Origin of the sequence: Enterobacter sp. A8, assembly GCF_004296595.1 — a bacterium.
In the GTDB taxonomy this organism is placed as follows: domain Bacteria; phylum Pseudomonadota; class Gammaproteobacteria; order Enterobacterales; family Enterobacteriaceae; genus Enterobacter; species Enterobacter cloacae.
In genome coordinates, this window is record NZ_SCMF01000002.1 from 534,023 (window position 1) to 552,271 (window position 18,249).

General features: G+C 56.9%; 16 protein-coding genes. 10 read left to right on the forward strand and 6 right to left on the reverse strand.

Annotated elements, in window-relative coordinates:
* Positions 1–109: 109 nt before the first annotated feature.
* The gene (gene ybbP / locus EQV24_RS10615; protein WP_130626558.1) at positions 110–2,524 is read right to left on the reverse strand and encodes a putative ABC transporter permease subunit YbbP; all 2,415 of its coding nucleotides are present in this window, start codon (positions 2,522–2,524) and stop codon (positions 110–112) included.
* Entirely contained in the window at positions 2,521–3,207 is a 687-nt protein-coding gene (gene ybbA / locus EQV24_RS10620; RefSeq protein ID WP_013095914.1) for a putative ABC transporter ATP-binding protein YbbA, read from the reverse strand. The genes ybbP and ybbA overlap by 4 nt, the downstream gene beginning before the upstream one ends.
* Here ybbA and tesA point away from each other — a divergent pair.
* From tesA to EQV24_RS10635, 3 genes are read left to right on the forward strand one after another with little or no spacing between them, the layout of a single operon-like run.
* The gene (tesA, locus tag EQV24_RS10625; protein WP_013095913.1) at positions 3,178–3,801 is read left to right on the forward strand and encodes a multifunctional acyl-CoA thioesterase I/protease I/lysophospholipase L1; all 624 of its coding nucleotides are present in this window, start codon (positions 3,178–3,180) and stop codon (positions 3,799–3,801) included. The two genes, ybbA and tesA, sit on opposite strands and share 30 nt — an antisense overlap.
* A 28-nt stretch (positions 3,802–3,829) precedes the next feature.
* Positions 3,830–4,600 (forward strand): SDR family oxidoreductase, encoded by a 771-nt coding sequence (locus EQV24_RS10630; protein ID WP_013095912.1) that lies wholly within the window; start codon positions 3,830–3,832, stop codon positions 4,598–4,600.
* 58 nt (positions 4,601–4,658) lie between these two features.
* On the forward strand, positions 4,659–5,513 hold the full coding sequence (locus EQV24_RS10635; protein ID WP_013095911.1) for a co-chaperone YbbN: 855 nt from the start codon (positions 4,659–4,661) through the stop codon (positions 5,511–5,513).
* 47 nt (positions 5,514–5,560) lie between these two features.
* Here EQV24_RS10635 and fetB read toward each other — a convergent pair whose 3' ends face one another.
* The gene (gene fetB / locus EQV24_RS10640; RefSeq protein WP_020685020.1) at positions 5,561–6,343 is read right to left on the reverse strand and encodes an iron export ABC transporter permease subunit FetB; all 783 of its coding nucleotides are present in this window, start codon (positions 6,341–6,343) and stop codon (positions 5,561–5,563) included.
* Entirely contained in the window at positions 6,336–7,007 is a 672-nt protein-coding gene (gene fetA / locus EQV24_RS10645; RefSeq protein ID WP_038982815.1) for an iron ABC transporter ATP-binding protein FetA, read from the reverse strand. The genes fetB and fetA overlap by 8 nt, the downstream gene beginning before the upstream one ends.
* 162 nt (positions 7,008–7,169) lie before the next feature.
* On the opposite strand from fetA, the gene EQV24_RS10650 reads away from it, so the two are divergent.
* Together EQV24_RS10650 and EQV24_RS10655 are read left to right on the forward strand one after the other, a co-directional pair.
* Positions 7,170–8,084 (forward strand): SPFH domain-containing protein, encoded by a 915-nt coding sequence (locus tag EQV24_RS10650; RefSeq protein WP_008499312.1) that lies wholly within the window; start codon positions 7,170–7,172, stop codon positions 8,082–8,084.
* Entirely contained in the window at positions 8,081–8,533 is a 453-nt protein-coding gene (locus EQV24_RS10655; protein ID WP_020685017.1) for an NfeD family protein, read from the forward strand. Before EQV24_RS10650 ends, EQV24_RS10655 begins: the two co-directional genes overlap by 4 nt.
* On the opposite strand, the gene cueR is transcribed toward EQV24_RS10655, so the two are convergent.
* Positions 8,530–8,940 (reverse strand): Cu(I)-responsive transcriptional regulator, encoded by a 411-nt coding sequence (cueR, locus tag EQV24_RS10660; RefSeq protein WP_013095907.1) that lies wholly within the window; start codon positions 8,938–8,940, stop codon positions 8,530–8,532. The two genes, EQV24_RS10655 and cueR, sit on opposite strands and share 4 nt — an antisense overlap.
* Before the next feature lie 108 nt (positions 8,941–9,048).
* On the opposite strand from cueR, the gene copA reads away from it, so the two are divergent.
* From copA to ybaK, 3 genes are all read left to right on the forward strand, one after another.
* A complete protein-coding gene (gene copA, locus EQV24_RS10665; RefSeq protein ID WP_130626559.1) occupies positions 9,049–11,547 on the forward strand; it encodes a copper-exporting P-type ATPase CopA in 2,499 nt (832 codons plus the stop codon).
* Between the two features lie 148 nt (positions 11,548–11,695).
* Positions 11,696–12,490, forward strand: a complete 795-nt coding sequence (locus EQV24_RS10670; RefSeq protein WP_013095905.1) for a TraB/GumN family protein — start codon at positions 11,696–11,698, stop codon at positions 12,488–12,490.
* A 199-nt stretch (positions 12,491–12,689) separates the two neighbouring features.
* On the forward strand, positions 12,690–13,169 hold the full coding sequence (ybaK, locus tag EQV24_RS10675; protein WP_010428207.1) for a Cys-tRNA(Pro)/Cys-tRNA(Cys) deacylase YbaK: 480 nt from the start codon (positions 12,690–12,692) through the stop codon (positions 13,167–13,169).
* A gap of 122 nt (positions 13,170–13,291) precedes the next feature.
* Here ybaK and ushA read toward each other — a convergent pair whose 3' ends face one another.
* On the reverse strand, positions 13,292–14,944 hold the full coding sequence (gene ushA / locus EQV24_RS10680) for a bifunctional UDP-sugar hydrolase/5'-nucleotidase UshA (RefSeq protein ID WP_013095904.1): 1,653 nt from the start codon (positions 14,942–14,944) through the stop codon (positions 13,292–13,294).
* A gap of 163 nt (positions 14,945–15,107) precedes the next feature.
* On the opposite strand from ushA, the gene EQV24_RS10685 reads away from it, so the two are divergent.
* Both EQV24_RS10685 and ybaL read left to right on the forward strand, forming a co-directional pair.
* The gene (locus tag EQV24_RS10685; RefSeq protein WP_013095903.1) at positions 15,108–16,328 is read left to right on the forward strand and encodes an MFS transporter; all 1,221 of its coding nucleotides are present in this window, start codon (positions 15,108–15,110) and stop codon (positions 16,326–16,328) included.
* Between the two features lie 228 nt (positions 16,329–16,556).
* Entirely contained in the window at positions 16,557–18,233 is a 1,677-nt protein-coding gene (ybaL, locus tag EQV24_RS10690; protein ID WP_040021505.1) for a YbaL family putative K(+) efflux transporter, read from the forward strand.
* Positions 18,234–18,249: the final 16 nt, after the last annotated feature.

The following is an 18,249-nucleotide window of genomic DNA, read 5'->3' on the forward strand; positions in this document are numbered from 1 at the left end:
GCGGGTTTTTAATGTTTTGTGCTACTAAATGAGTGGGTATTATCGATTTGTGCTGTTAACGGGCTGCGTACCAGCATTTAAACCGGCACGCAACCATCACGTCTGTGAACTAACTGACAAACTGGCGGAAAAGTGCTTTGCCTTTTAACAGCCGCGTTCCGAGCCAGCCGCCGCAAAGTGAAAGCAAAAGCGCACCGCACACCGGCAGCGTCAGCCACAGGCGCCAGTCTGGCTCCCACGGGAAGTCGAAGACTTTCGACTGCAGCACTGCCAGCGCCGCCTCTGCGCCAATGGCGGCCACCAGGCCTGCCACCAGCCCCAGCAGGGCGAACTCGCTCCACAGCGTTGCCCTCAGCAGACGCTTGCCGGCTCCCAGCGTACGGTAGACCACCAGCTCCTGATGTCGCTGACGCATGCCAACCTGCACCTGTGCCAGCAGCAACAGCACGCCGCAAATCGTCACCAGTACCACCATCACCTCCAGCGCGCGGCTGACCTGCTCCAGCACCTGACCGACCTGTTTCAGTATCGCGCCAATATCCAGCAGGCTGACCGTCGGGAATTCCCGGTTAAGCTGCGTCAACATGCCGTTGCCGTTTTCCCAGCGGAAGCTGGTGAGCCAGCTCTGCGGCTGTCCATCCAGCGCCCCGACAGGGAAGATAAAGAAGAAGTTTGGCCGCAGGCTTTCCCAGTCCACTTTGCGCAGGCTGGTCACTCTGGCGCTGAAATCCTGCGTGTCGCCGGTAAAGGTCACGCTATCTCCCAGCTTCACATTCAGACGCTTTGCCAGCCCCTCTTCCATCGACACTTCCCCGGCCTTTGGCGGCCAGCTACCGGCGGTGATCGGGTTGTGATCCGGGCGCTTCTCCTGCCAGGTCAGGTTTAGCTCACGGTTGAGCGACTCATCTTTATTTCCCTCGGTCGACTGACCGTTGATCTGCGTCAGGCGCGCACGCACGATCGGATAGAACGACTCGGGAATAATGTGATGCTCAGAGAGAAAACCCTTCAGTGGCGTCACCTGTTCTGGAGCAATATTGATCAGAAAATAGTTCGGGCTTTCCGGCGGAAGCTGCTGTTGCCAGCGATCCAGCAGATCGCCGCGCAGCATCAGCAAAAGCGCCAGCAGCATAAACGAGAGCGAAAACGCCGAAAGCTGGCTCAGCGTTGACCACGGCTGATGCAGCAGACGGTTCACCGCCAGCCGCACGGGAAGGGAGTTAATCGTCATCCTTTTCAGAACAGTGAGCAACATCCAGCCCAGCATGCCACACAGCAGCGCCAGAACCACCGCCCCGACCAGCACGGCCCACAGCAGGGTACTCCCGCCCATCAGCCAGGCAAGGAGCCCGACCACCACGGCAACCATCACCGGCAGGTAGTATTTGAGCGGCCAGACGCTGGCCACCACATCGCGGCGCAGCACGCGCAGCGGCTGGGTGGCGAGCAGGAGCCGGTACGGGCGCAACCCCACCAGCAATGAAATCACGGTCATCGCGCCAATTGCCCACAGCCACGGCCAGAGGCTTGCTGGCGGCAGCGCGGCAGGCAGTACCGGTTTCAGGAGCATCATCAGCAGCTTTTCAAACAGCAGACCTGTCGCCCCACCGGTGACGGCCGACAGCGCCAGCACCATCAGCCACTGGCCAACAATCAGCCTCCGCAATTGCGCCCTGCCCGCGCCAAGAGTTTTGAGGATCGCCACCAGATCGTAACGGCTGCGGCAGTAGTGTCCCATCGCCACGGCTACCGCCGCGACGGCCAGCAGCAGGGTTAACAGCGCCGAGAGCAGCAGAAACTGCTGAGAGCGTTCAAGAGACTTGCCGAGCGCGCCTTCATCCTGCTCAAGCCCGTACCAGCGGTGCTCCGGTTTTAACTGCGGCAGAAGCCATTTTTCATACGCCTCCAGCTGCGCAGGCGTGCCGCCAAACTTATAGCGCCAGGTGACACGGCTCCCCGGCTGGACGGCGTTGGTTTTCGCCACGTCTGCGGTGTTCATCAGCAAGCGTGGGGCGAGCTGGAACGGGTTGAAGCCGGAATCGGGTTCCTGAACCACCTCCCCGGCAATGGTCAGCGTCGCGTCCCCCACGTCGATGCTGTCACCTTTTTTCAGGTTCAGCAGCGCCATCAGTCGCGGTGCCAGCAGCACCGTACCGGGTTTCGGCTTGACGCCTGGCGGGCTGGTCTGCAGTTCACCGTACATCGGGTAGATATCATCCACGGCTTTGACGCTGGCCAGCTGCGGCGTGTCACCGGCGAAGGTCATGGTCTGGAAGCTTATCTGCTCCCCGACCTTGAGCCCCCGCTTGCGCGCTTCGTCGATCCAGCCCGGCGGGACGGCGCGCGAGCTTTGCAGCGCCCTGTCGCCCGCCATAAATTCGCGGCTTTGCTGGCTAAGCCCTTTCTCCATGCGATCGCTGACGCTGCCCAGCGCCAGCACGCAGGCCACCGCCAGGCTTAACGCCAGCCAGACGATCAGCAGTGAAGGCGAGCGCCACTCGCGCCAGAACCAGCGGGCAATCATGCTTCCTCCTGCAATTCACCGTTGACCAGCCGCAGGCGGCGATCGCAGCGGGCGGCCAACTGCGGATCGTGCGTGACCAGAATCAGCGTGGTGCCATGTTCCCGGTTGAGCGAGAACAGCAGATCGGCAATCTTATCGCCGGTTTTACGGTCCAGGTTCCCGGTGGGTTCATCGGCAAACAGCACCTCCGGGCGACCATTAAATGCGCGGGCTAGCGCCACGCGTTGCTGCTCTCCACCGGAAAGCTGCGCCGGAAGATGGTCAAGGCGTTTCCCCAGCCCCAGCTGTTCCAGCAATGCCTTCGCATGATCGCGGCTTTCACGGCTGCTTTCTCCGCGCAGCAGCGCGGGCAACTCAACATTTTCCAGCGCGTTCAGCGTGGGGATCAGCATGAAGGACTGAAACACAAAACCGATGTGACGGGCACGTAGCGCGGCACGCGCCTCTTCATCAAGCTGATGCAGCGGCTGTCCGACCAGGTTAACCTCGCCGCTGCTGCCGTCGTCCAGTCCGGCCAGAATAGCCAGCAGCGTGGACTTACCGGAACCGGATTCGCCAATCAGCGCAATGGTTTCGGCAGGTTTGACAACGAGTTCAACTCCGGTGAGGATGGAAAGCTCGTGTTCCCCCTGACCGACGGACTTCTTAAGACGATGAACTTCAACAATGTTTTCCGCTGGCATTTGCCCTTCCTGTTTTTGATTCTGATGACTTTCCGCGCGGCGGCAGCGGACACGTTACTGGTTCTCGGCGACAGCCTCAGCGCAGGCTATCGTATGGCGGCCAGTGCGGCCTGGCCGGCTCTGCTCAACGAAAAATGGCAGAGCAAAACGTCTGTTATCAACGCCAGCATCAGCGGTGATACCTCGCAACAGGGCTTGTCGCGCCTGCCGGCTTTGCTCAAACAGCATCAACCGCGATGGGTACTGGTGGAGCTGGGCGGTAACGACGGATTGCGTGGCTTCCAGCCTCAGCAAACGGAACAAACCCTGCGCACCATCCTGAAGGACATTAAAGCGGCGAACGCCCAGCCGCTGCTGATGCAAATTCGCCTGCCCGCCAACTACGGTCGTCGGTATAATGAAGCCTTTAGCGCGATCTACCCTAAGCTTGCCAACGAGTTTGATATTCCGCTGCTGCCATTTTTCATGGAAGAGGTCTATCTCAAACCCAACTGGATGCAGGATGACGGGATCCACCCCAATCGCGATGCACAGCCGTTTATTGCCGACTGGATGGCAACGCGGCTGGCTCCTTTAGTTAACCATGACTCCTGATTAAGCGGAGATCCTGACAGGTAAAGTTATGCAAAAATCGGTCTTAATTACAGGATGTTCCAGCGGAATTGGTCTTGAAAGCGCGCTCGAATTAAAGCGTCAGGGATTTCAGGTGCTGGCGGCCTGCCGTAAACCTGACGATGTGGAACGCCTCAACGGGATGGGGTTCACCAGCGTGTTGCTGGATCTGGACTCACCGGAAAGCGTTGAACGCGCCGCCGATGAGGTGATCGCCCTTACCGGCAACCGTCTGTACGGTCTGTTCAATAATGCCGGTTACGGTCTCTATGGCCCGCTGAATACGATCTCCCGCGAACAGCTTGAACAACAGTTTTCCAGCAACTTTTTCGGTGTGCATCAGCTCACCATGCGCCTGCTTCCGGCGATGCTGCCTCACGGTGAAGGGCGTATCGTGATGACCTCCTCGGTGATGGGGCTGATTTCTACCCCCGGCCGCGGCGCGTATGCCGCCAGCAAATATGCGCTGGAAGCATGGTCGGACGCCCTGCGCATGGAGTTGCGTCACAGCGGGATTAAGGTGAGCCTGATTGAACCCGGCCCCATCCGCACCCGTTTTACGGATAACGTCAACCAGACGCAGGCGGACAAACCGGTCGAAAACCCCGGCATCGCCGCACGTTTTACCCTTGGGCCGGAAGCGGTTGTTGCGAAAGTGCGCCATGCTTTTGAGAGCGATAACCCAAAAATGCGCTATCCGGTAACGCTGGTCACCCATGCCGTAGGCTGGTTAAAACGTCTGCTGCCGGGCCGGATGATGGACAAAATTTTACACGGTTGAGTTGAAGCGACGACGCTCACCCCCATGTAAATAACAAACCGATAAAAGAGAATACCGCATGTCCGTACAGAATATCGTCAATATTACTGAAGCAAACCTGCAACAGGTCCTCGAACAGTCGATGGTTAAACCGGTACTGTTCTACTTCTGGTCTGAACGCAGCCAACACTGTCTGCAGCTGACGCCGGTCCTCGAAAGCCTTGCCGCACAATACAATGGCCAGTTTATTCTCGCCAAACTGGACTGTGATGCAGAACCCATGGTGGCCTCACAGTTTGGCCTGCGCGCCATCCCCACGGTCTATCTTTTCCAGAATGGACAGCCTGTTGATGGCTTCCAGGGACCGCAGCCTGAAGAGGCGATCCGCGCCCTGCTGGATAAAGTGCTGCCGCGTGAGGAGGAGCTAAAAGCGCAGGAAGCCATGGCGCTGATGCAGGAAGGTAAATACGACGAAGCCCTGCCGCTGTTGAAAGACGCCTGGCAGCTCTCTAAGCAGAACAGCCAGATTGGCCTGCTGCTGGCTGAAACGCAGATTGCCCTGCACCGCTCAGAAGATGCTGAAGCCGTGCTAAAAACGATCCCGTTGCAGGATCAGGACACCCGCTATCAGGGCCTGGTGGCGCAAATTGATCTGCTGAAACAGGCGGCGGATACCCCGGAAATCCAACAACTCCAGCAGCAGGTTGCCGATAACCCGGCCGACGCAGCGCTGGCAAGCCAGCTGGCACTCCAGCTGCATCAGGTGGGTCGAAATGAAGAGGCCCTGGAACTGCTGTTCAGCCACCTGCAAAACGATCTGGCTGCCGCAGACGGTCAGGCGCGGAAAATGTTCCAGGAGATCCTGGCCGCGCTGGGTACCGGCGATGCGCTGGCCTCGAAGTACCGTCGTCAGCTGTACGCGCTGCTCTACTAAAAAAATGCCCGGTGGCGCTCACGCTTACCGGGCCTACACAAACAGGCTTAATCCGCTTTTTTTAGCTGTGTGACCACCAGCTGGTGGCGCGCGTTGTAGAACTTCCTATACGTCAGATAACAGGCAATGATGGTCGACAGGCTCGCCGTGGAGAGCAGCATAAAGGTCACCATGATCTGATATTTGATCGCTTTCACCGGATCAATGCCAGCGAAGATCAGCCCTGACATCATCCCCGGCAGACTCACCAGCCCGACCGTTTTCGCCGAATCCACCGTGGGGATCAGCGACGCGCGGATACTCTCACGAATCAGCCGCGCCGACGCCACTTTTGGCGTGGCCCCCAGGCTTAACTTCTCCTGCAGCTTCTGTTGCTCACTGCTGAAGCGCTGGCCAAGGTTGTTGTAGCACAGCCCTACCGCCACCATGGCGTTCCCGGCGATCATCCCGGAGATGGGGATCACCTGCATCGGCGTAAACTCAATAGAGCCAGATAGCACCAGCACCGCCAGCGTCAGCGCGGTCCCGGTCGTAATGGCAATAAATGACGAGACAAACGCCTTATCGATATATTTGCTGCGCTTCTGCGCATTCCACGCTGCGTTGAAGCAGATAAACAGCACCATCAGCAGCGTCAGCACCGCGTGGTTGACGTTAAAGATGTACTTCAGCACATAGCCAACGATGATGAGCTGAATCACCGCGCGGCAGATGCTCCAGAGGATATCTTTCTCCAGCCCCAGCTTTTCCCGGTAGCTCACTAAAATCGCCACCAGTACCAGCACCATGGAAAACGCCAGCGATGCGTTGGTGATATTATGCTCACCCATGGTTTGCCTCCTGCCATTTCCCACCCTGCGGCTGCAGCGTGATGACATCATCCGCATGGGCAATTTCATTTGCGTCGTGCGTCACCCACAGCACGGCAATATTCTGTTCACTGGCGTAGCGATGGATGATGTCGTTCACGTTGCGCTTGTTGGCCTCATCCAGCGCGCTGGTGATCTCGTCCAGCAGCAGCACCTTCGGTAAAAACTGCAGGTTACGAATCAGCGAAACGCGCTGCTTTTCGCCCCCGGAGAGCTCATTAATGGATTTGGTCAATGTCTCCTGCGCCAGGCCAAAGCGGGCCAGGTCAGCGATAAATTTATTCGGCTCCGGCGTTTGCTGGCGAATCTGCCACGGGAAGATCAGGTTGTCATAGACCGTTTCGCCGAACAGTGAAGGGGTCTGTACACAATAAGAGACCTGCTGGCGATAGCGTTCCGGGGAGAGGGTCGCAATATCGTTGCCCTCAAACAGAACGGTTCCCTCCGTAGGACTTAGCAGTGAAGCCACAATTTTCAGTAACGTGCTTTTGCCGCAGCCTGACGGCCCGGTGATTAATTTAAACTCGCCCGGTGAAAGGCAAAATTCGACGTGCTGAAGGATCGTATTCCCCCCAACACGAAACCCGACATCCCTGAGATGTAATATGTTTTTTTGATCGTTCATTCCGCTTCCGTTAACCGCTTCTGGTAAAAATCGTCTGTAGCATAATCCTTTGTCCCTTCCCAGCCTATTTTCAGAGGCGAATTTCAGCCCGATAGCCGATATACTGATGAACAATAAACATGCATTTTTACTCATCAACAGCATGCAAAACAGGAGGTTTTTATGCTTATCGTTGTTCCTGTCCTTATATTCGTTGCGCTGGTTATTGTGGGCGCCGGGGTCAAAATTGTCCCGCAGGGATATCAGTGGACCGTTGAACGCTTCGGCCGCTACACCAATACACTCCAGCCAGGTTTGAGCCTGATTGTTCCCTTCATGGACAGAATTGGTCGCAAGATCAACATGATGGAACAAGTGTTGGATATCCCCTCGCAGGAAGTTATTTCGAAGGATAACGCCAACGTCACCATCGATGCCGTCTGTTTTATTCAGGTAATTGATGCGCCCAAAGCCGCCTATGAGGTGAGCAACCTGGAGCTAGCGATTGTTAATCTGACGATGACCAACATCCGTACAGTACTCGGCTCTATGGAGCTGGACGAAATGCTCTCTCAGCGTGACAGCATCAACACCCGTCTGCTGCACATTGTTGATGAAGCGACAAACCCGTGGGGCATTAAAGTGACCCGCATTGAAATCCGGGACGTTCGCCCACCTGCGGAGCTTATCGCTTCGATGAACGCCCAGATGAAGGCAGAACGAACCAAGCGCGCCTATATTCTGGAAGCCGAAGGGGTGCGTCAGGCGGAGATCCTTAAAGCCGAAGGGGAAAAACAGTCGCAAATTCTGAAAGCGGAAGGGGATCGCCAGTCTGCCTTCTTGCAGGCAGAGGCGCGTGAACGTTCTGCCGAAGCGGAAGCCCGCGCAACCCAGATGGTATCCGAGGCCATTGCCGCCGGTGACATCCAGGCCGTGAACTACTTTGTCGCGCAAAAATATACCGATGCGCTGAAAGAGATCGGCTCGGCAAATAACAGCAAAGTGGTGATGATGCCGCTGGATGCCAGTAGTCTGATGGGCTCCATCGCCGGGATTGCTGAACTTATCAAAGACAGCGGAAACGAGCGCAAAAAATGATTGAGCTGATCGTCGCACATCCTCATGCTTTCTGGCTAAGCCTGGGTGGCTTACTGCTGGCCGCAGAGATGCTTGGTGGCAACGGTTATCTGCTCTGGAGCGGTGTGGCCGCGGTGATTACCGGGCTGCTGGTCTGGCTGCTTCCCCTGGACTGGGCGTGGCAGGGTGCGCTGTTTGCCGTGCTGACGCTGGTGGCCGCCTGGCTGTGGTGGCGCTGGCTGAACCGTCAGGTTAACGAGCAAAAACCGCTGGATACCCATCTCAATCAGCGTGGACAGCAGATCGTCGGCCAGCGCTTTACGCTTGAGACCGCGCTGGTGAACGGCCGCGGACATATGCGCGTGGGCGATAGCTCCTGGCCGGTGGTGGCCGACGATGACCTCAGCGCCGGGACGCGGGTTGAGGTCATCGCGGTGGAAGGGATTACGCTTCGGGTGAAAGCCTGCTAAGCCTGCGCCTTACGATGACAGCAGCCGGCAAGATTATCGATAATCGGGCAGTCGGCGCTGTCATCTCCCGGGCAGGATTCCGCCAGCGCCAGCAGCTGCTTGCGCATCGCTTCCAGTTCCGTAATGTGCCGTTCAATCTCCGCCACTTTTTCCAGCGTCCGTTTTTTTACATCTGCACTGTGGCGTTTTGGATCATTGAACAGATTCACCAGCTCACCGCACTCTTCAAGGTTAAAACCCACCTGACGCGCCTGACGCAGTAAGGTCAGCTCGTCCAGATGCAGTTGCGTGTAGCTACGGTAGCCGTTTTCGCTGCGCAGCGGCGGCGTCACCAGCCCCTTCTCTTCATAAAAGCGGATTGCTTTGCTGGTCAATCCGGTTTTTTTCGCAACATCGCTGATATTCACATTTCCCCCTTGACCTTCCCCTTGATGGAAGGTTTAACCTTCATAACAGTTAGCGAAAAGCGTTACTCCGGTCAACAACTGACCAGTTCATTATACGGGAGTTTTGTTATGTCTCACACAATTGACCTGACACTGGACGGCCTCTCCTGCGGCCACTGTGTCAAACGCGTAAAAGAAAGTCTGGAACAGCGTCCTGATGTCGAAAGCGCTGACGTCACTATCGATCACGCCGCCGTCACCGGCAGCGCCAGTGCGCAAGCGCTGATTGATACCATCAAACAGGCAGGTTATGGGGCGGAGCTGAGCCACCCAAAGGCTAAACCGCTGGCAGAGTCATCATCCCCGTCGGAAGCACTGACAGCGGCCACTCCTGAGCTTCCGGCAGCTGATGATATCGATGACAGCCAACAGCTGCTGATCAACGGCATGAGCTGCGCCAGCTGCGTCTCCCGGGTGCAAAATGCCTTGCAGGCGGTACCCGGAGTCGCGCAGGCACGGGTCAATCTTGCGGAGCGTACTGCGCTGGTCATGGGCAGTGCCTCCGCCGCAGAATTAGTGCAGGCCGTTGAAAAAGCGGGCTATGGCGCAGAGGCCATCGAAGATGATGCCAAACGCCGCGAACGCCAGCAGGAAACGGCTATCGCCACCATGAAACGCTTCCGCTGGCAGGCCATTGTTGCGCTGCTGGTCGGGATCCCGGTGATGGTGTGGGGCATGATCGGTGACAACATGATGGTCACCGACGATAACCGCACGCTGTGGCTGGTCATTGGTATTATTACGCTTGGTGTAATGGTATTTGCAGGCGGATATTTCTACTCCAGCGCCTGGAAGAGCCTGAAAAACCGCACCGCAACCATGGATACGCTGGTGGCACTCGGCACGGGTGCGGCATGGCTCTACTCCATGAGCGTGAACGTCTGGCCACAGTGGTTCCCGATGGAAGCCCGCCATCTCTATTATGAAGCGAGCGCGATGATCATCGGCCTGATTAACCTGGGCCATATGCTGGAAGCCCGTGCCCGTCAGCGCTCCTCAAAGGCGCTGGAGCGGCTGCTGGATTTAACCCCACCAACCGCCCGCGTGGTCACTGACGACGGAGAAAAAAGCGTTCCGCTGGCCGAGGTTCAGCCCGGTATGACGCTGCGTCTGACCACCGGTGACCGTGTTCCCGTGGACGGAGACATTACGCAGGGCGAAGCCTGGTTTGACGAAGCGATGCTCACCGGGGAACCCATTCCGCAGCAGAAATCACAGGGTGATGGCGTGCATGCCGGTACGGTGGTGCAGGACGGCAGCGTGCTGTTCACCGCCAGTGCGGTGGGGAGCCATACCACGCTGTCCCGTATTATCCGCATGGTGCGCCAGGCACAGAGCAGTAAGCCTGAAATAGGTCAGCTGGCCGATAAAATCTCCGCCATTTTTGTGCCGGTAGTAGTGGGCATCGCGCTGCTGAGCGCGGCTATCTGGTATTTCTTCGGCCCGGCGCCGCAAATTGTCTATACCCTGGTGATCGCCACCACGGTACTGATTATCGCCTGTCCTTGCGCGCTCGGCCTTGCGACGCCGATGTCGATTATCTCCGGCGTGGGCCGCGCCGCCGAGTTTGGCGTGCTGGTGCGTGATGCAGATGCCCTGCAACGCGCCAGCACTCTCGACACGCTGGTCTTTGATAAAACCGGTACCCTGACCGAAGGTAAACCGCAGGTTGTATCCGTGCATACCTCAGGCTTCGCGGAGGCAGATGCGCTGCGTCTCGCCGCGGCCCTGGAACAAGGCTCCAGCCACCCGCTGGCGCGAGCCATCATTGAGAAAGCCGGTGAGGCCAGCCTGCCGCAGGTGAACAACTTCCGCACCCTGCGCGGATTAGGCGTCAGCGGTGAGGCCGAAGGGCACACATTGCTGCTGGGTAACCAGGCCCTGATGAATGAAAACGGCATAGCAACTTCAGCGCTGGAAAGTGAACTGAATGCCCAGGCATCGCAGGGCGCAACCCCTGTGCTGCTTGCGGTGGACGGTCATATTGCGGCCCTGCTGGCCGTGCGCGATCCGTTACGTCAGGACAGTGTGGATGCCTTACAACGACTGCACCGCGCGGGCTACCGCCTGGTGATGTTAACCGGGGATAACCCAACCACGGCCAACGCCATCGCCAGAGAGGCGGGGATCGATGAAGTCATTGCCGGTGTCCTGCCGGACGGCAAAGCGGACGCCATTAAGACGCTGCAACAGCAGGGGCGCCAGGTCGCGATGGTTGGCGACGGTATTAACGATGCGCCGGCGCTGGCACAGGCAGAAGTGGGGATTGCCATGGGAAGCGGAAGCGACGTTGCCATTGAGACGGCAGCTATCACACTGATGCGACACAGCCTGATGGGTGTTGCCGATGCGCTGGCGATTTCGAAAGCCACGTTGCGCAACATGAAGCAGAACCTGCTGGGTGCGTTTATCTATAACTCGCTCGGTATCCCGATTGCTGCCGGCATTCTGTGGCCCCTGACCGGTACGCTGCTTAACCCGGTGGTCGCAGGTGCGGCGATGGCGCTCTCCTCCATTACCGTAGTGAGTAACGCCAACCGTCTGCTGCGCTTTAAACCGAAAGCGTAATACGTTGCAGGCCGGGGAAGCGCAGCGCCACCCGGCTTTTTTGCCTGATGGCGCTGCGCGTATCAGGCCTACGAAACGTGCCGACGTTCACCTGTTGCGCCGCCCTTCCCCACGCGTTAGCATGAACCTTTCCGTTTATGGAGCGCGTATGAGTCTGTTTCGCCGTATAAAAACATCGTTTCGCGCCCTCTTCCCCCGCCGTTATACCTGGCCCGGAATGGATATCTCGCTCCCCGGCGGTCAGCATCTGCACCTGGTGGGCAGCATACATATGGGCACGCAGGATATGTCTCCGCTGCCCTCTGGTCTGTTATCCCTCCTGAAGCAGGCCGATGCGCTGGTGGTTGAGGCGGATATTTCAGGCCACGAGTCTCCCTTTGCCGGGCTGGAGAGCGATTTGACCCTGGCCGACCGTCTGGACGAGGCTCAGCTCGCCGAACTGACGCGCGTGGCGGATGAAACCGGCGTTTCGCTCTCGATGCTGGACACCCTGCCGCTCTGGCAGATTGCCATGATATTACAGGCGACGCAGGCGCAGCGTCTGGGTCTGCGCGGTGATTACGGTATTGATTACCAGCTGCTGAATGCGGCCCGGGCACGACGTCTGCCGATCATTGAGCTGGAAGGTACCGATAGCCAGATTGCCCTCCTTCGCCAGCTGCCTGATGACGGTCTCATTCTTCTTGATGATACGCTAACGCACTGGCATACCAACGCCCGTCTGCTGCAAACCATGATTGGCTGGTGGCTGGATGCCCCGCCTGCTGAGGGGAAATTAACGCTGCCGTCGACGTTCAGTGAATCGCTGTATGATGTGCTGATGAATGCACGCAATGCGGCATGGCGGCAGACGCTGCATGCGTTACCTGCCGGGCATTACGTGGTTGCGGTGGGGGCATTACATTTGTACGGAGAAGGAAACTTGCCGTCGCTGCTGAAATAAAAAAATGGCCAATATTTCTATTGGCCCGTCAAAGAGGAATTTCATCGTTTTTATTATGCCGAAGGAGACCTTCGGTTGAGCCGATTGTCGCTCAAAGTGACCATCACTGCCAATACTATTGCGCAAGATGGTGCTATTTTTTAGACAAACGTCAGGCGTATGCTGTCAGCATGAATTGTCTGTCGTAAGAAGGATAGCTATGACTCCCGCCGTTAAATTACTCGAAAAAAACAAAATTTCTTTCCGGATCCACACTTACGATCACGATCCGAACGAAACCAATTTTGGTGATGAAGTGGTGCGCAAACTGGGGCTGAACGCCGACCAGGTCTATAAAACGCTGCTGGTGGCCGTGAATGGCGATATGAAGCATCTCGCCGTCGCGGTCACGCCCGTGGCTGGTCAACTGGACCTGAAGAAAGTGGCCAAAGCGCTGGGAGCGAAAAAGGTAGATATGGCAGACCCAATGGTTGCGCAACGCACCACGGGTTATCTGGTGGGCGGGATCAGCCCGCTCGGGCAGAAAAAACGCCTGCCAACGCTGATTGACGCCCCTTCGCAGGAATTTGAAACCATCTATATTTCCGGCGGCAAGCGCGGGCTGGATATCGAACTGGCCGCAGGCGATCTGGCCAAAATGCTGGATGCGAAGTTTGCGGATATTGCGCGCAGGGATTAAAAGAAAAAACCGGGTGGCAGCTGCGAGGTAAAAGCAAAACGGTAACAGACGTTACCGTTTTTTGTGTTCGCGCCCTCTCCCGGTGGGAGAGGGTTGGGGTGAGGGCATCAGGCCGCACAACGTTACTGCCAGCTCACCTCGCCTTTCGGCTCATACGCATTCACGTCGATCGGTGAATTCTGCTCGATAAACTGCTTCAGAACCTCGGCATCAATAAAGCCGGTATTCACATAGCCCGGTTTGTTATCGATGTGCGGATAACCGTCGCCGCCGGTGGCGTTAAAGCTTAAGGTTGCCAGACGGTAGGTTTTCGCGGGATCAACCGGCTCACCCTTGATTTTGAGATCGTTGAGCTTGCCGTCTTTGGCCACAAAGCTGACGTTAGCGAACTGCGGATAGGCGCCGGAGTCCGGCTTCATCTGCGCCACGGCGGTAAGGTACTCAATCACCTCTTTCCCGCTCATATCGGCATAAACCACCACGTTGCCAAACGGCTGCACCTTCAGCACATCTTTATAGGTGATATTCCCGCCTTCGATGGAATCACGGATCCCGCCGCCGCTCATCACACCAAAATCAGCGCCGGTGCGCGCGATTTGTGCCGCCAGCACCAGGTGCCCCATATTGGTCTGTACGAAACGGACTTTGCTGCGGTCCCCTTCCAGACGCCCGTTCAGCGTACCGATTTTCACGTCCAGCTGCGCTTTGCCTTTATTCTGGAACGGGGTTAACAGGGAGAGCATCTGTGGGTTCTCGGGGATCTCCGGGGTGTAGAGCACGCGCTCACTTTTCCCGTCCGGGTAGGTCACTTTTTTCTTCAGGTTGACCGGGATGAGCTGATAATGCACCAGTTTCATCTCGCCGTTACGGAACTCAAAGTCGGCACGGCCAACGTATTTACCCCACTCGTGCGCCTGCACAATCCAGATCCCGTTCTGACGGTCTGGTGCACACGGCGTGCCGGGAACATAATCCACCTGCTTTTTATTCTCCGAGGCCATGCACACCGGATCTTGTGAGTGACCACCCACAATCATTGCCAGCGAGCCCGCAGGGAGGCTGCGCGCCATTTCAACATCGCCCGGCGCGTTAGAACCATGCTCGCCGTTGTCGTAATGTCCCATATGGGTGGTGGCGATGATCACGTCCGGTTTTTCGTTTTGCTGCAACTCCTGAATCACCAGCTTCGCTTCGTCTGCCGGTTTACGGAATTCGATATCGGTAAAGAACTCCGGGTTGCCAATTTTTGCCGTATCGTCCGTGGTGAGGCCAATCACCGCGATTTTCAGATCCTGACGCTTAAACAGCGCCCACGGTTTAAACAGGCGTTCACCTGTACTTTTCTGATAGATATTGGCGGAGAGGAATGGGAATTTGGACCACTTTTCCTGCTGGCGCAGCACGCTCAGCGGGTTATCAAACTCATGGTTTCCGACGGCCATCGCATCGTAACCGATTAAATTCATGCCACGAAAATCAGGCTCGGCATCCTGTAAATCGGACTCCGGCACGCCGGTATTGATATCGCCCCCCGATAACAGCAGCACGCTGCCCCCTTCGGCGGCAACCTCTTTACGAATGCCATCCACCAGCGTTTTTTGCGCGGAGAGACCATATTCGCCGTACTCGCTGCGCCAGAAATGGCCGTGGTGATCGTTGGTATGCAGGATCGTAATTTTATACGTTTTGTCTTTTTCATACGCCTGTGCGGGCAGGCTTGCCAGACCCCAGGCGGCGAGCAGCGCCAACGCGACGCCATGCTTCATTAACTTCATCTTCTCTCTCCCTGACCAATAGACAAATGCAAAAATTACAGTGAGTAACAAGAATAGACAAATAAGTTTTCATAATTGCGACTTTCTTCAAATGTCGCTGGCAGGTATGTTAGTTGGATAATAATTACCCCCTGCATTTTTCATCACTAACGACGTGGTATTTATGGCAATCAGTGAATCAACCCAGCCCGTTTCGGGCGCGCCGGCGTCGCCGCCACCCTCGCGCACCTCATTTAAAGTCTTAGGCGCTATTAGCCTCTCCCATCTGCTCAACGACATGATCCAGTCGCTGATCCTGGCGATTTACCCGCTGCTGCAGTCCGAGTTTTCATTAACCTTCGTGCAGATTGGGATGATCACCCTGACCTTCCAGCTGGCCTCTTCGCTACTGCAACCTATCGTCGGTTACTGGACGGATAAATATCCGATGCCGTGGTCGCTGCCGATTGGCATGTGCTTCACCCTGAGCGGGTTGGTGCTGCTGGCTATGGCGGGCAGTTTTGAAGCGGTGCTGCTTGCCGCCGCGCTGGTGGGGACCGGCTCGTCGGTCTTCCATCCGGAGTCCTCCCGCGTGGCACGTATGGCCTCCGGCGGGCGCCACGGGCTGGCGCAATCACTCTTCCAGGTGGGCGGTAATTTTGGCAGTTCCCTCGGCCCGCTGCTGGCGGCAGTGATCATCGCCCCCTACGGCAAGGGTAACGTCGCCTGGTTTGTGCTGGCCGCCCTGCTGGCGATCGTTGTGCTCGCCCAGATCAGCCGCTGGTATGCCGCACAGCACCGCGTAAACAAAGGCAAACCAAAAGTGAAGGTTATCAATCCCCTTCCACGCAATAAGGTGATCCTGGCCGTGTCCGTGCTGCTGGTGCTGATTTTCTCGAAATATTTCTATATGGCGAGCATCAGCAGCTATTACACCTTTTACCTGATGCAAAAATTCGGATTATCGGTACAAAACGCGCAGTTCCATCTGTTTGCTTTCCTGTTTGCCGTCGCAGCAGGGACGGTGATTGGCGGGCCAGTCGGGGATAAAATCGGCCGTAAATATGTTATTTGGGGCTCTATCCTTGGCGTTGCTCCCTTTACCCTTATTTTGCCTTACGCCAGCCTTGAATGGACGGGCATTTTAACGGTGATTATTGGTTTTATTCTGGCTTCGGCGTTCTCGGCTATCCTGGTGTATGCGCAGGAGTTGTTACCGGGGCGTATTGGTATGGTTTCCGGGCTCTTCTTTGGTTTCGCCTTTGGCATGGGCGGCCTTGGTGCAGCCGTGTTAGGTATGGTTGCCGACCACACCAGTATCTTCCTGGTTTATAAAATCTGCGCTTTCCTGCCACTTCTGGGGATGTTGACCATATTCCTGCCTGATAATCGTCATAAAGCGTAATTTCATGGCTGCCAAAGTGTAACTTTGGCAGCCTGATGCCCTCATGGCATAAGGCTTTCCTGTTCATCCCTTCTCTGAATTTATCAAAACCTGCCTTTTCTGAGGCATATTGCCGTTTTATTCAAACTTCAACAATTATTCATAAACACAAGGGTAAAAATTGTCATAAACTATTACTCGGTTTTTGGTTTTCACCAAAATGGAACACCCACAACGAAAGGAGACGGAATGCACCACGCCACACCGCTTATCACCACCATTGTTGGTGGACTTGTGCTCGCTTTTATTCTCGGCATGATTGCCAATAAACTGCGTATTTCCCCTCTTGTGGGCTATCTGTTAGCCGGGGTACTGGCGGGACCGTTTACGCCTGGCTTCGTTGCGGATACCAAACTGGCACCTGAACTGGCGGAACTGGGCGTGATTCTGCTGATGTTTGGCGTGGGGCTGCATTTTTCCCTGAAGGACCTGATGGCGGTAAAGTCGATCGCCATACCGGGAGCGATCGCCCAGATAGGGGTGGCGACGCTGCTGGGCATGGCGCTTTCAGCCGTACTGGGCTGGTCGTTAATGACCGGCATCGTATTTGGGCTGTGTCTCTCAACCGCCAGTACCGTGGTGCTGCTGCGCGCGCTTGAAGAGAGGCAGTTGATAGACAGCCAGCGCGGACAAATCGCAATCGGCTGGCTGATTGTTGAAGATCTGGTGATGGTGCTGACGCTGGTCCTGCTGCCTGCCGTCGCCGGAATGATGGAAAAAGACACCCTCGGCTTTGCCTCGCTGGCGCTGGATATGAGCATCACCATCGGAAAAGTGGTGGCGTTTATCGCCATCATGATGCTGGTAGGCCGCCGTCTGGTGCCGTGGATCATGTCGCGCAGCGCGGCCACCGGCTCGCGTGAACTGTTCACCCTTTCCGTCCTTGCGCTGGCGCTGGGGATTGCCTTTGGTGCAGTGGAGCTCTTTGACGTCTCCTTTGCCCTTGGCGCGTTCTTCGCCGGGATGGTGCTGAACGAATCCGAACTGAGCCACCGAGCGGCGCACGACACCCTCCCCCTGCGTGATGCCTTCGCGGTGCTGTTCTTTGTCTCCGTCGGGATGCTGTTTGATCCGATGATTCTGGTTCAGCAGCCGCTGGCCGTACTGGGGACGCTGGCGATTATCATCTTTGGTAAGTCGGTCGCCGCCTTTTTCCTGGTGCGAATGTTCGGCCACTCGCCGCGTACCGCTCTTACCATCGCCGCCAGCCTGGCACAGATTGGTGAGTTCGCCTTTATTCTGGCGGGTCTGGGGATGGCGCTGAACCTGCTGCCGCAGGCCGGGCAGAACCTGGTGCTGGCGGGAGCGATCCTCTCGATTATGCTGAACCCGGTGCTGTTCGCGCTGCTGGAAAAATATCTCGATAAAACCGAAACCCTTGAAGAGCAGACGCTCGAAGAGGCCATTGAAGAAGAGAAGCAGATCCCGGTGGATATTTGCAACCACGCCCTGCTGGTCGGCTTTGGCCGCGTGGGAAGCCTGCTCGGCGAGAAGCTGATGGCGCAGGGGATCCCGCTGGTGGTGATTGAAACCTCGCGTACCCGCGTCGATGAGCTTCGCGAGCGCGGTATTCGCGCGGTGCTGGGCAATGCGGCGAACGAAGAAATTATGAACCTGGCGCATCTGGACTGCGCCCGCTGGCTGCTGCTGACCATTCCAAACGGCTACGAAGCGGGTGAGATTGTGGCCACAGCACGTGAGAAATGCCCAACGATTGAGATCATTGCCCGCGCCCATTACGACGACGAGGTGGATTACATCACCGAACGGGGTGCGAATCAGGTGGTGATGGGTGAGCGCGAAATTGCGAATACGATGCTGGCGCTGCTGGCGAAGCCGCCGGTTGAAGAAGAGGTGACGGGCTAGCTTGTGCGGCCTGGTC

What these genes read in the sequence shown, in the direction of transcription:
- ybbP (WP_130626558.1), bottom strand. Translation starts at nt 2,524, where the DNA reads ATGATTGCCCGCTGGTTCTGGCGCGAGTGGCGCTCGCCTTCACTGCTG.
- fetA (WP_038982815.1), bottom strand. Translation starts at nt 7,007, where the DNA reads ATGAACGATCAAAAAAACATATTACATCTCAGGGATGTCGGGTTTCGT.
- ybbA (WP_013095914.1), bottom strand. Translation starts at nt 3,207, where the DNA reads ATGCCAGCGGAAAACATTGTTGAAGTTCATCGTCTTAAGAAGTCCGTC.
- tesA (WP_013095913.1), top strand. Translation starts at nt 3,178, where the DNA reads ATGAACTTCAACAATGTTTTCCGCTGGCATTTGCCCTTCCTGTTTTTG.
- ybaL (WP_040021505.1), top strand. Translation starts at nt 16,557, where the DNA reads ATGCACCACGCCACACCGCTTATCACCACCATTGTTGGTGGACTTGTG.
- EQV24_RS10670 (WP_013095905.1), top strand. Translation starts at nt 11,696, where the DNA reads ATGAGTCTGTTTCGCCGTATAAAAACATCGTTTCGCGCCCTCTTCCCC.
- ushA (WP_013095904.1), bottom strand. Translation starts at nt 14,944, where the DNA reads ATGAAGTTAATGAAGCATGGCGTCGCGTTGGCGCTGCTCGCCGCCTGG.
- EQV24_RS10635 (WP_013095911.1), top strand. Translation starts at nt 4,659, where the DNA reads ATGTCCGTACAGAATATCGTCAATATTACTGAAGCAAACCTGCAACAG.
- EQV24_RS10650 (WP_008499312.1), top strand. Translation starts at nt 7,170, where the DNA reads ATGCTTATCGTTGTTCCTGTCCTTATATTCGTTGCGCTGGTTATTGTG.
- fetB (WP_020685020.1), bottom strand. Translation starts at nt 6,343, where the DNA reads ATGGGTGAGCATAATATCACCAACGCATCGCTGGCGTTTTCCATGGTG.
- EQV24_RS10655 (WP_020685017.1), top strand. Translation starts at nt 8,081, where the DNA reads ATGATTGAGCTGATCGTCGCACATCCTCATGCTTTCTGGCTAAGCCTG.
- EQV24_RS10630 (WP_013095912.1), top strand. Translation starts at nt 3,830, where the DNA reads ATGCAAAAATCGGTCTTAATTACAGGATGTTCCAGCGGAATTGGTCTT.
- ybaK (WP_010428207.1), top strand. Translation starts at nt 12,690, where the DNA reads ATGACTCCCGCCGTTAAATTACTCGAAAAAAACAAAATTTCTTTCCGG.
- EQV24_RS10685 (WP_013095903.1), top strand. Translation starts at nt 15,108, where the DNA reads ATGGCAATCAGTGAATCAACCCAGCCCGTTTCGGGCGCGCCGGCGTCG.
- copA (WP_130626559.1), top strand. Translation starts at nt 9,049, where the DNA reads ATGTCTCACACAATTGACCTGACACTGGACGGCCTCTCCTGCGGCCAC.